Origin of the sequence: Sphingobacterium psychroaquaticum, from assembly GCF_004421025.1 — a bacterium.
In the GTDB taxonomy this organism is placed as follows: Bacteria; Bacteroidota; Bacteroidia; order Sphingobacteriales; family Sphingobacteriaceae; genus Sphingobacterium; species Sphingobacterium psychroaquaticum.
In genome coordinates this window covers 2,820,924-2,833,898 of the sequence record NZ_CP038029.1, presented here as the reverse complement: position 1 = coordinate 2,833,898, position 12,975 = coordinate 2,820,924, and the positions used below count along the sequence as shown (strand labels likewise).

General features: G+C 41.9%; 10 protein-coding genes and 1 tRNA gene. 7 read left to right on the top strand and 4 right to left on the bottom strand.

The window, feature by feature from the left end; translation table 11 throughout:
* Positions 1-89 precede the first annotated feature (89 nt).
* Both E2P86_RS12055 and E2P86_RS12050 read left to right on the top strand, forming a co-directional pair.
* Positions 90-440, top strand: a complete 351-nt coding sequence (locus E2P86_RS12055; protein WP_085471409.1) for a 4Fe-4S dicluster domain-containing protein — start codon at positions 90-92, stop codon at positions 438-440.
* 154 nt (positions 441-594) lie between these two features.
* Positions 595-2,352, top strand: coding sequence for an amidohydrolase (locus E2P86_RS12050; RefSeq protein ID WP_134433306.1), 1,758 nt, complete (start codon positions 595-597; stop codon positions 2,350-2,352).
* A 24-nt stretch (positions 2,353-2,376) separates the two neighbouring features.
* Here the strand turns inward: E2P86_RS12050 and E2P86_RS12045 are convergent, their stop codons facing one another.
* From E2P86_RS12045 to E2P86_RS12035, 3 genes are read right to left on the bottom strand one after another with little or no spacing between them, the layout of a single operon-like run.
* Complete coding sequence (locus E2P86_RS12045; RefSeq protein ID WP_085471411.1) at positions 2,377-2,829, bottom strand: SRPBCC domain-containing protein; 453 nt, start codon at positions 2,827-2,829, stop codon at positions 2,377-2,379.
* Between the two features lie 6 nt (positions 2,830-2,835).
* Positions 2,836-3,357 carry an SRPBCC family protein gene (locus E2P86_RS12040; protein WP_134433304.1) on the bottom strand — a complete coding sequence of 174 codons (522 nt, stop codon included), beginning with the start codon at positions 3,355-3,357 and terminating at the stop codon, positions 2,836-2,838.
* Positions 3,358-3,370: 13 nt separating this feature from the next.
* Positions 3,371-3,814 carry a VOC family protein gene (locus E2P86_RS12035; protein ID WP_134433302.1) on the bottom strand — a complete coding sequence of 148 codons (444 nt, stop codon included), beginning with the start codon at positions 3,812-3,814 and terminating at the stop codon, positions 3,371-3,373.
* Positions 3,815-4,006: 192 nt separating this feature from the next.
* Here E2P86_RS12035 and E2P86_RS12030 point away from each other — a divergent pair.
* The 4 genes from E2P86_RS12030 (at position 4,007) to E2P86_RS12015 (ending at position 9,610) form a co-directional block, all read left to right on the top strand.
* Positions 4,007-4,083, top strand: a tRNA-Arg gene (locus E2P86_RS12030).
* Between the two features lie 258 nt (positions 4,084-4,341).
* Positions 4,342-5,781: a dicarboxylate/amino acid:cation symporter gene (locus tag E2P86_RS12025; protein WP_085471414.1), complete on the top strand. Its 1,440-nt coding sequence runs from the start codon at positions 4,342-4,344 to the stop codon at positions 5,779-5,781.
* Between the two features lie 217 nt (positions 5,782-5,998).
* A complete protein-coding gene (locus tag E2P86_RS12020; protein WP_206367963.1) occupies positions 5,999-8,098 on the top strand; it encodes a glycoside hydrolase family 2 protein in 2,100 nt (699 codons plus the stop codon).
* 9 nt (positions 8,099-8,107) lie between these two features.
* Entirely contained in the window at positions 8,108-9,610 is a 1,503-nt protein-coding gene (locus E2P86_RS12015) for an alpha-L-fucosidase (protein WP_134433300.1), read from the top strand.
* Positions 9,611-9,689: 79 nt separating this feature from the next.
* Here the strand turns inward: E2P86_RS12015 and E2P86_RS12010 are convergent, their stop codons facing one another.
* Positions 9,690-11,081 (bottom strand): arginine decarboxylase, encoded by a 1,392-nt coding sequence (locus tag E2P86_RS12010; protein WP_085471417.1) that lies wholly within the window; start codon positions 11,079-11,081, stop codon positions 9,690-9,692.
* Between the two features lie 109 nt (positions 11,082-11,190).
* Here E2P86_RS12010 and argS point away from each other — a divergent pair, with 109 nt between their 5' ends.
* Entirely contained in the window at positions 11,191-12,975 is a 1,785-nt protein-coding gene (gene argS, locus E2P86_RS12005; protein ID WP_134433297.1) for an arginine--tRNA ligase, read from the top strand.

Here is a 12,975-nt window from a genome sequence, read left to right as displayed (position 1 = left end):
ACTAGCTTTGTATAGATTTATTCGGGGTTTAGTAGAAACTCTGATGACAAGACAAAATTAGTTTATTTATTATAATTGTAAGGTTATAAATGGCAATTAAAATTACTGACGAGTGTATAAACTGCGGGGCATGCGAACCAGAATGCCCAAATAATGCAATATATGATGCTGGTGTGCCGTGGAAATTTGCAGACGGTACCGCTTTGGATGGTGTGATAGATTTTGGTGATGGCGTAACGTTGGATGCAGCAGCATCGCAAGATGCTATATCAAATGAAGTCTATTATATCGTTTCTGATAAATGTACAGAGTGTGTTGGTTTTCACGATGAACCACAATGTGCTGCTGTTTGTCCGGTAGACTGTTGCGTGGAAGATGAAGAAGTTGTTGAAAGTGAAGAAGAACTTTTAGCGAAAAAAGCATGGTTGCACGCAGAATAGTAACTATACTTTAAGATATATAAAAGCGTTTCCATTAGGAAGCGCTTTTTTTATTTGGAATATCTCTCTCTTTACGTCTTCACTCTCTTTACTTCTTCTAAAACATAAATAGAAAATTATTGTTTTTATAGTTAATAAAAACTACTATCAATTTATGTTTAATTGTATCAATAGACTGACCCTGTGTTTGCAGGGGGTTGGACTGACTTTGTTTTTCTCCTGTTCACAACCTACGGTGAAACAAAAGGCCGACATTATTTTTTATGGGGGACCGATTATTACGATGGAGGGAGGAAAAGACTCTTTAGTTGAGGCCGTTGGGGTTAAGGATGGAAAGATTCTCTTTGTGGGGATGTTGGAGGAAAGTGAGGACTATAAGGATAAGCGCACGGTGCTGCGAGACTTGAAAGGAAAAACATTACTTCCGGGTTTTATCGATACACATAGCCATCTTACTGCGGTGGCCGATCTGGAAGGAGCTGTGGATTTATCGCCTGCGCCTCCTGGGAAAGTTAATTCGATTAAGAACATACAGCAGGTATTGCGTACGTACATCAGAACAGATAGTATTTCTGCTGGCACCCCTGTTATCGGGAATGGGTACGATGATGCCATGATGAGTGAACCTCGCCATCCGACGCGGGATGAACTGGATGCTGTGAGCTCAAAACACCCTATTATGGTATTGCACGCCTCCGGTTCTATGTCTGTTGTTAATTCTGCTATGTTAGCGCTGTTAGGGATTAATGAGAAAACGAAAGATACTGAAGGTGGCTATTATGATTACGCCAGGAACTCGCTAGGTGATCGGCTAAATGGGAGGTTAGACGGAAATGCCACTTTCCATGCCTTAGCCACATTGATGGCCAAACTGCCGACAGGCGATAATCCAAAAGATGTGCTTAAAAAGAAGATTGAGCGTTTGGTTAACGCACAAGAATTATGGATCCGAAATGGGCAGACAACAGTTTGTGATGGTCGAACGATGAATGGGAGTATGGAATTGTTAAAAACGGTGGCTTCTGAAGGTCTCTTTCAAGTAGATGTCATTTATTTCCCGGACTTTGAATCGGTACGGAATGAAATAGGGTCTATGAAGGCGGATTATATGAAATATAGAGATCGACTAAAGCTTGGTGGATTTAAATTTTCCAGTGATGGCTCTACACAAGGGAAGGCTGCCTGGCTTACAGCTCCTTATCTGGTGCCACCTGCTGGAGAAAGCAGTACGTATCGGGGGAGGTCTATATATCCGGATTCTGTATTATACGAGGATCTGAAGTGTCTGTTCCTACAAAAGGTAACGGCGCAGCTCCATGTCAATGGTGATGCAGCTATCGATCAGGCACTTCGTGTGGTGGAACAATTATCTCGCGAAGGTGTGTATACCGAGGATATTCGGGCGACGTTAATTCAGGGGCAAAATAGCCGTCCTGATCATATGTCGAAAATTAAAGCCTTAGGTTTGATTCCGTCTTACTTTCCGGCGTATGTACACCTATGGGGAGATTGGTCTGTGAATAACGTTTTTGGCTCCGCAAGAGCCGCATTCTTAAGTCCGACGCAAGCCGCAAAAAATGCCGGTATACCATTTACTATTCATCATGATTCTCCGGTTACACCACCTAATCTGTTAACAGCGGTATATGCTGCGGTAAATAGAACAACAAGAAGTGGTGTCGTTTTGGGGGCAGATCAACGTATCTCTGTTATGGATGCGTTACGAGCCATCACGATTAATGCCGCTTTTCAATACCATGAAGAGCATGATAAAGGGTCGATTGCGAAAGGTAAGTTGGCTGATTTGGTGATTTTAGATAGCAATCCATTAGCGATGGATCCGAAAGATCTCCGCAATATTAAAGTTGCGGAGACCATCAAGGAGGGGATTACACTTTACGTTGCGAAATAAACATTAAGCGACGTGAAGGTTGTTTTACTTCTTTTCTCTCATAAAATCAAAAGCTCCAGTGCGGAGATTGATGCCGTATTCTAAAAATGCTTTTAGACAGGCCAGGAAGTTGGCCCATCCTTCTGTTTGCTGTTTCATGGCTAATATCCCTTCTTCCGTGTTTTCCATTGTGCTTTCTACTATTTTCACGACCGTCGAACCATCTTCTTGTGGTGTTAAGAAAATTTCAACGAGCTGTCCTTCCTTACCAGCACTCCAATCAAATGAAATATAGGAGAACGGCTGAATCTCCTTTCCGAGAACCGGAAAGTTTCCTTCAAATTCAGGAAAAGACCATTGCACCGTTACCCCGGGCTCCAATGTACCTGAAGCGTGCGAAATAAAATAATTTCGCATTTTTTCGGGGTCTACAATAGCTTCAAATACTTCGGCAATGGGCTTTTGTATTTGTATAGAGGCATTAGCAGTCAACGTCATATCTTCTTAGTTTTTTTCTAAGATACGCTTTAGATTTTGTAAGCCCGCATCGAAATCCTTGTTCATATCATAACATAAAGACATGATATTGAAAGGGTAGGGCATTGTTCCATCAATTTGCCATTCTACTGTACTGCTGACACTGTCGATCGGTGTTACCACAAACGAAGAAGGGTTGGCTGTCTCCGAACCATTGAAAAAGAGGTTCATCTCCACCTTTTTTCCGGGATCGATCTGGGTGATAACTTGTTTTCCATCGCCAACTTTCTTGCTTTTCCATTCGTAAGTAAAGCCAACTGTGCCATCCGTTCCGGTATATTTTTTATCAATATTTGGATCTTGTTTTGACCAATTGTCGTAGTTCCCTTGATTACGAAGCAAAACAACATAGTCGAAAACTTCGTTTGCCGGTTTGTTGATACTAATAGTGCTTCCGGCATGGAATGTTTTAGGCACGATCAGGGCAACGATGAGGACGGCCGCAATAAGTCCTAAGGCAATAAACAGTATATACTTTAAAATTTTCATGGTTTTTATTTGTTTATCCTAATTTCTTGTTTCCTTCATAGTGAACCATCCAAGCGATACCAAATTGGTCGATAAAAGAGGAGAATAGTTCGGCAAAGAATGTTTCCCCCAGATCCATTTCGATGTTTTGAGCATCTTTGGTAAGTCTGGCGTGTAGTTTTTGGGCCTCTTCCGGTGTGTCGGTATCCAGCATAATATAAGTTCCTGTGCCAAAAGTGACCTTTGGACCAAAACCTTCCACACAGTCAGACCCCATGAGCATGACTTGCTCGTTAATCTGAAGTGCAGTATGGAGTACTTTGTTTTTTTGTTCGGCAGGAATTGTTACATGAGGGTCTTCAGGCATGTCGCCAAAGCGATGTGTACCTAAAGAGGGAACTTCAAATACGGACTGGTAAAATGTGAAAGCTTCGTCGCAGTTCCCGTTGAAGTTTAGATAAAAATGTACTTTAGCCATGGTGTTAATTTTTTAAGTTTATAAGTAAACCAAAGATAGTATAGAATTTTCAATGTTATGCTTGTCCTATGGCAAGAAAAATAAGCGGCTCAGTATAAGTAGCTTCCGTTTGAACGGCATTAGGACGCAAAAAAAAAGAGAATTAATTTTGCTTATTTGCCTCAAATAGCTACTTTTGTAGCACAAACGGAGGCGCCAATAGCTCAGCTGGATAGAGCAACGGTTTTCTAAACCGTAGGTCTCAGGTTCGAACCCTGATTGGCGTACCAACAGAAGCCTGCAATCATTTGATTAGCAGGCTTTTTTCGTTTTGTGCTGATTCTTGAATTCAAAACAAAACCTTGAATTGAACTATTTTTTATGCTTTAATCTACACATGTTGTACGGATAGGCTGTTAATTTTAGGTAAGAAAAATAGGCTTTAAGCGTAACTTTTCTATACAGGGGTCAGCCCTAACTGCATTATAGATTTTGGATACCATGCCTATTTTTATATTTTTGCTACCAAGAAACATAAATAACACTACATGCTAAAAAAACAAATTGGGTATCTAACCCTTTTCACTGTTTCGATTGCGATTATTCTGACCTTAATTTATGAGTTCGATTGGTTTACCATCCATCCGAATGTTATGATGTTTGTACGGTGGATCGTAGGCGCTGTCTTAACCCTGAATGCTATTGTTCGTAAAAACCTGACTACATGGATATTAACATGTTTGATTCTAGGGGTTTTCGTCGGGCTCGATTTTCCTGAAGTAGCGAAAGCAATGCAACCACTCTCACAGGGCTTTATTAAATTAGTGAAGACGATTGTTGGTCCTATACTTTTTGCCACCTTGGTATTTGGTATTGCAGGACATTCGGACCTGAAGTCTGTCGGACGTATGGCCTGGAAATCCATGTTGTACTTCTTTCTCGCCACTTCTTGTGCTATTTTTATTGGACTTATCGTTATTAACTTAACGAAGGCAGGGGTAGGAGTCGATGTCGCTAATATGCCGCATGAAGAACTACCGAAGATGTCAGCTTTGACCGATAGTGACGCCAAAGCGCTGAGTCATATTGATGAAAGTGTACATGGTCTCTACAAGTTCAATGCCTTTGTTCGAGATACATTTCCAGAGAACATAGTAAAGTCGGTTTATGAGAATAAAGTTCTTCAGATCGTAATTTTCGGGGTGCTTTTCGGTATTGGATTAGCGCTTGTCGAGGAGAAGAAACGAAAACCGTTGGTTGACTTTACAGAAAGTCTTTCTGAAGCTATGTTTAAGTTTACGAACTTGGTTATGATGTTTGCACCGATCGGTGTCGGCGCAGCTATGGCGTATACGGTAGGTCACTTGGGAGCGGATATTTTAAAAAATCTTTTCATGCTCTTAGGAAGTCTATACTTGGCTCTCTTTGCTTTTTTAGGTTTGGTCCTATTGCCTGTAGCCCTATTTTTAAAGGTGCCGGTAAAGAAATTTATACAGGCCATAAAAGAGCCGGTTTCAATAGCCTTTGCGACAACCAGTTCAGATGCGGCTTTACCGAAAGCCATGAGCGCGATGGAGAAATTTGGTGTACCGCGAAAAATAGTTTCTTTTGTAATTCCAACGGGATATTCCTTCAATTTAGATGGAACATCTTTATACCTTTCTTTAGCCTCTATATTTGTTGCGCAAGCTGCTGGTATTGAGTTAACTATTGGGCAGCAATTGCTTATTGCCTTTACGTTAATGATTACTTCTAAAGGTGTTGCTGCGGTTCCGCGTGCTTCCCTAATTGTATTGATCGCAACAGCCGATCAGTTTGGTTTACCTACTTTCGTTATTGCAGCAATTTTAGGTATCGATGAATTGATGGATATGGCACGGACCTCGGTAAATGTTATCGGAAACTGCCTGGCAACGGTCGTTGTGGCTAAATGGGAAGGAGAATTTGATGAAGAAGCGCCTTTCCGTGAAGATACCAGCGAGTCGTAATACAGCTTGATTTAACGATACCAGATTTAGCTATACTGAGCCCTTTGGGCTTATGTCGAACTAAATATACCAAAAAGAGACACAATTAATTTGTGTCTCTTTTTTTGTGTGTCATAGCCGTTACGTAAACGTTTTCGTCGTTCAAACAATCGATTGTGTCCAAAACTCTCCTCTATTAATCCCTATCTTAGAGATTGTAAATTATAACCGTAACAGAATGATGAATCTGAAGAAGCTATCTACATTATGTGCTGTAGGTATGCTACTATCTAGTGCCAGTTTTGGACAGTCACGTACAATGCAGTCCTTTAACGATGGATGGCAGTTTTATAAGGCTAATAACAGTACTTTTTTTACCGATTTTGAAAATGGGCAGAAGTACGTTGAATCGCAAGGACAATGGACCAAGCTGGAGATTTGGGATAATGTAACCCTGCCACATACCTATAATAAAGACGATATGCAGCAAGATCGAAACTTCTTCGAAGGAAAAGCTGTTTATCGAAAGAGGTTCAACACAGCGGCCGATCAGAAGCAAAAACGTACCTTCCTAAAGTTTGAAGGTGTAGGGGCGGTTGCGCAGTTATATGTAAACGATAGTTATATCGGAGAGCATAAGGGCGGTTACTCCATGTTCGTGTTTGAGATAACCAACTCGATTGACTACGAAAAAGAAAATGTCGTAACAGTCGTAGTCGATAATAAATCGCGGAAAGATGTATTACCCATCAATCAGTTCTTGTTTCCGGTCTATGGCGGTCTTTATCGGCCCGTCTCTTTAATTACCACCGCCAAGACTAATTTTGTGGTAACTGATCAAGCTTCTGCCGGTATCTATATCCGTCAGAAAAATGTTTCTGCAAAAAGTGCCGATATTACAGTCTCAGCTAAATTAGAAACCAAAGAAAAGACCATACAGCAAGTCGATCTACTGACGGAAATCACAGATATGGAGGGTAAGGTTGTCCTATCCCAAAAGAAACCCGTGACCATTAGTCCACAAGGCGTTACTTATGTGGATCAAACCCTCAGATTGGAGAAACCACACCTGTGGGATGGTGTTCGGGATCCTCATTTATATGCCGTGACGACCAAGTTGGTGCAAGGCGGAAAGGAGTTGGACATAGTAAAACAACCATTAGGCGTGCGTACGGTTGAGATTGTGGCAGGTAAAGGCGTGTTTTTAAACGGGAAGAAATATCCCATGTACGGCGTTGCTCGCCACCAGGATCGTCTGGGGTATGGTTCGGCGTTGACCTTTGCGCAACATAAAGAAGACTTTCTGATGATGAAGGAGCTTGGCGTAACGACTGTTCGTCTGGCACATTACCAACAATCGCCTGATACCTATTCATTGGCCGATAGCTTGGGTTTCCTCGTTTGGGCCGAGATTCCGTTTGTTAACCGTGTTTCTTATTATGAGCATGATAACGCGAAGCAACAAATGAATGAGTTGGTTAAACAAAACTTTAATCACCCATCCATATACATTTGGGGCGTTCATAACGAAGTGTATTCCAAGACGGCCGACGAGCAGGTGCCTGTTCTTTCGCGGGAGCTCAATGATATAGCCAAAACATTAGACCCTGACCGCTATACGGGCGCTGTAACAGGTTACAATGTGGTCGATAGACAAGAAAACCTGAGTACCGATGTCCAAGGGATAAACCATTATTTCGGTTGGTACGGTGGTAAGATCGAAGATCTAGGGCCATGGGCAGAAAAGGTGCAACGAGACTTTCCGGCGTATAAGGTGATGCTTACCGAGTACGGGGCAGATGGAAATATGGATATCGGTCAGGAGCTCTTGCAGCAGCCGAAAGACGTCGTATCTGGAAAGTCTTTCCCAGAGAATTACCAAACAGAAACGCATATTCAACAATGGGCTGCCATTGAGAAGAATCCGATCATCGTCGCTTCTTATGTGTGGAATATGTTTGAGTTTGCTGTTCCCGCATGGAACCGGGGCGGCGTAAACGCACGAAACCTAAAGGGATTGGTAACATTTGACCGTAAACGGAAGAAAGATTCATTCTATTGGTACAAAGCAAACTGGAATCCAGAGCCGATGTTGTATTTGGCGAACCGTCGCGATCACCAACGTACAGCAGCGATTACTAAGATTCAGGTATTTTCCAATCTATCGGCAGTCACTATTTCAGTGAACGGTAAAGTGTATCATGCAAAAAATGGAGTGAATGCCAAGCATTGGGTGGTAGACCAAGTATCGCTCCAAAAGGGCGAAAATAAAATCCAAGCAAAAGGGACCACCGCTGGGAAAGAACTGGTGGATGAAATGGTATGGACACTGCAATAATAAACGATTATGAATAGCACAATTAGAGCAAGCCTTGTTGCCGCTTTTGCTGTGGCAACAACGATGTCCGCTGTGGGGCAATGGACTGGACCAAAGCCAAAGCCAACAGAGACAAAAGAAGTGAAATACGGCCCAATTACACCGGCTAAACGGACGGATAAGGACATGGAAGCGTTTCGAAATTATGGCCTCGGTCAGTTTATCCATTGGGGTGTTTATGCCATTCCTGGAAATGAATGGGAAGGGGTGAGCGCACGTGGTGGTGCCGCCGCTTCGGAGTGGATCCGTTCTTGGGGCGGAAATACGGTGCCGAAAGACTGGAAAAATACCTATGATAATCTGTACAAGCAGTTTAACCCTAAAAGCTTCGATGCGAAAGCTTGGGCTAAGCAAGCCAAAGCGATGGGAGCGAAGTACATGATTTTCACAACGAAGCACCACGATGGTTTTGCATTGTGGCCAACAAAATTCTCTGACTATAATATCACCAAATCGCCCTATAAGCGCGATATCGTCAAAGAGGTCGTTGATGCCTATACGGCGGAAGGAATTGATGTGTATCTCTACTTTTCGGTGTTGGAATGGAATAATCCCAATTATATGGGGAAAGCACCAAAAACGGATGAGGAAAAGGCGCAGTTTGGAAAATTCTTGACTTATACCAAGAACCAACTAATGGAACTGTTGGATAATTATCCGGCTGTGAAAGGGTTTTGGTTCGATGGAACATGGGATCAGTCCTGGATTCAGTCGTATGAGTTTACGTACCAGCTCGAGAAAGACCTGCGTGCGAAACATCCAGGTTTGATTATTGGATCTCGCTTTAGGAATGATGAGCATGGGAAGCGTCACTTTGATAGCAATGGAAAGATATTAGGCGACTATGAGCAAGGTTGGGAACGGAAGTTGCCTGGTTCATTCGAATGGCTCGACGGGAACGACTGGGATGCAGTTATGACGATACCACCTAACGGTTGGGGCTATATGAAAGACTGGTCTGGCTTGTATACCAAAACATCCAACGATTTATTGGATATGCTGATGCAGTCCGTATCAATGAACGGTAATTTTGTACTTAATTTTGGCCCGGACGGACAAGGAATGATGCATCCGGGAGAAGATAAGTTGGCAAAGGAAATAGGGGATTGGATGCGTGTGAACAGTGAAGCGGTGTATGGCGTGCGTCATGCGGATTTGCCATCCTCGAAACTTGGTTATTATACGCAGAAGGGCGATGTTTTGTATTTAACGGTATTCAACAGGCCGGTAAATAACAGCATCCGGATAGCGGTTCCCAAAAAAGCAACAATGGCTCCTATAGATGCGATGTTGTTAAAAACGAAGGGCGCATTGACGGTGCGGCATGCCGATATCGGTTTAGATTTAGATAAAAACACGTATTATGATATCGAATTGCCTACCGATTTTCAGAGTACCGAACCTTTTGTTCTCAAGATGAAATTGGGTCAACCGCAATCGAAGTCCGATAAGTTGATGGACGCAAAAATGTAAGGAGAGGTAAGAAGGGAAAGTGAGGAAGATTGATAAAAAATAAGGGCTACCAATTTGGTAGCCCTTATTTTTTTATCTGTTATTGGTAGCCCAATAGTTTCATTACTTGTTTGGAGTTCTGTTCTTCACCAAACACTTCGTAGTTGAATGTCTCATCTCTATTACGACGAACAAGTACATGTTTCGGGGAAGGAAGCAGACAGTGGTGTATACCGCCATATCCGCTCAATACATCTTGATAAGCTCCTGTGTGAAAGAAACCTAAATACTGTACTTTACGCGTTTTTGGCATAAACACAGAGTTCATATGTGCCTCTTGATTGTAATAGTCTTGACCATCACAAGTAATGCCGCCAAGATTCACCCGTTCATACTCGGAATCCCAGTTATTGATCGGTAACAAGATGTATTTCTGGTTCAACGCCCATACATCTGGTAGGTTGGTGATAAATGAACCATCGATCATAAACCATTTCTCACGATCGTTTTGTTGCTTGCGCCCCAGTACTTTATACAAGATACCTGAAGCTTCAGCGACGGTGTATTTACCAAACTCCGTAATAATATCCGGTTCCATTACTTCGTGATGTGCACAAATCTGTTTGATACGATTTACAATTTCGTTTACCATATATTCGTAATCGAAATCGTGTACCAAAGAATCTTTGAAAGGCATACCACCACCAATATCCAATGTATCCAAATCAGGATTCACCTTCTTGAATTTACAGTATAGTGTTACGTATTTCTCTAGCTCATTCCAGTAATACGGCGTATCCGAAATACCGGAGTTAATAAAGAAGTGCAACAACTTAACTTTGAAGTTCGGGTTATCCGCAATCTTATTGTTATAAAAGTCAAGGACATCCTCCTGGCGAATACCTAGTCTGGATGTGTAGAATTGTGAATCCGGTTGCTCTTCAGAAGCAATCCGAATACCCAATGCACAAGGTTGATCCAGCTCGATTTCGTCGTCGTATAGGTTGAACTCTTCTTTGTTGTCCAATACCGGGATAATATTGGTATACCCGTCATGAATCATATCGATAATATACTGTTTATACTGGTAGGTTTTGAAACCATTACAGATTACAGTAATATCTTTGGTTACCGTTCCGGCACGTTCCAAAGAGTCAATCATCGGCATATCAAAAGCCGAAGAGGTTTCCAAGTGAATGTCGTTCTTTAACGCTTCTTCTACAATGTGTTTAAAGTGAGAAGATTTCGTACAATAACAATATTTGTACGATCCCCTGTAATTGTGCTTAAGGATAGCGGTTTGAAAAAGGATCTTCGCCTGTTGAATTTTTTTACTGACAATGGGTAAATAGGTAAAACGCAATGGCGTGCCATACGTCTCTATCATCTCCATCAAATTCAGGTCGTGGAAGTACAATTCGTCGTCGATAATTTCGAATCCGTCTTGCGGAAAACCAACACTTAAGTCAAGAAATTCCTGATAGCTCTGCATTTTTTATTATTTTTGGCAAAGATATACTTTCATGATGAATACTTAACTATAAACGAATATATTTTTCTTGTTCATTATCAGAAAGTTATAAATATTACGAAACTATTACATGGCTAATTCTATTCAACAGAGATTGATTGAGCAAACTGCTCATGCTGTAAGTGCACTTTATCAAGCAGAGATTCCAACAACCCAGATTACCTTGCAAGAAACGCGCAAGGAATTTGAAGGTCAAATTACAATTGTGACTTTTCCGGTTACCCGATTCTCTAAAAAGTCACCCGAGCAAACCGGAGCAGAAATTGGAGAATATTTAAAAGCCAATATTGCCGAAATTGTAGATTTCAATGTTATTAAAGGATTTTTGAATATCAGCCTCGCTGATAGCTACTGGATTGATTTGGTTCAACGCGTGATGTTGGCGGACGATTACGGTAAGATGCCTCGTAATGGAAAGCGTTTGATGGTGGAATACAGTTCGCCAAATACAAATAAACCATTGCACTTAGGCCATATCCGGAATAACCTGTTAGGGTATTCGGTGGCTGAGATCTTAAAAGCGGATGGCTATGATGTGATTAAAGCTAATTTGGTGAACGATCGCGGTATTCATATTTGTAAATCGATGCTGGCATGGCAACAGTTTGGTGCCGGAGAAACTCCTGAACAGGCCGGTTTGAAAGGTGATCACCTGGTCGGTAAATACTATGTCATCTTCGATAAAGAATACAAGAAAGAGATTGAAGCGCTAAAAGAGCAGGGGCAGACGGAAGAGGAAGCAAAGAAGAATGCGCCATTGATTAAGGCTGCGCAGGCGATGCTGCAACAGTGGGAAGCTGGGGATGATGCGGTAATAAGTTTATGGAAGACCATGAACGGTTGGGTGTATGAAGGTTTTGAAAAAACATATAACCAATTAGGCGTTGATTTCGACAAATACTATTACGAATCGAATACCTATTTACTAGGTAAAGATATTATTCAAGAGGGATTGGAGAAAGGTGTTTTCTTCAAGAAAGAAGATAATTCGGTCTGGATCGACCTCACAGCGGAAGGATTGGATGAGAAGTTGGTGTTACGTGGCGATGGTACGTCGGTATACATAACGCAAGATTTAGGTACCGCACAATTGAAATACGATGAGTTTCAGATGAACGAATCTATTTATGTGGTGGGGAATGAGCAAGACTACCACTTTAAAGTGTTGTTTGCCATCTTGAAGAAATTGGGTAAACCTTGGGCTAATGGTTTGTTCCACCTTTCATACGGCATGGTCGATCTACCATCGGGTAAGATGAAATCTCGCGAAGGAACAGTTGTTGATGCGGATGATTTGATGGCGGAGATGGTGGAAACAGCGAAGCTTCGTACCGAAGAGCTCGGGAAAACTGAAGGCTTTACAGAGGAGGAGAAAGCCGTGCTTTACAATACGATCGGTATGGGCGCTTTAAAGTATTTCTTACTGAAAGTAGATCCGAAGAAAAGATTGTTGTTCGATCCGAATGAATCGGTGGATTTCCAAGGACATACTGGCCCTTTTATCCAATATACGTATGCACGTATCAAATCTGTGTTACGTAAAGCAGAATATACCGAAAGTCTTCCTTTAAGTAGTGTAGATAATCTATCTGTTTATGAGCGTGATCTTATTCAGTCTTTAGGTAACTTTGCAACAGTTCTAAGCGCTGCGGCGAGCGAGTTTTCGCCAGCACAGCTCGCAAACTATGTATACGATGTAGCGAAATTGTATAACAAATTCTATCACGAAGAAACGATTCTCAAAGCAGAGGTTGAGTCGGTGAAACATTTTCGCTTACACCTGTCGGCTGTTGCTGCACGCATTATTGCGGAGAGTATGCGTCTATTAGGTATCCAGGTTCCAGAAAGAATGTAA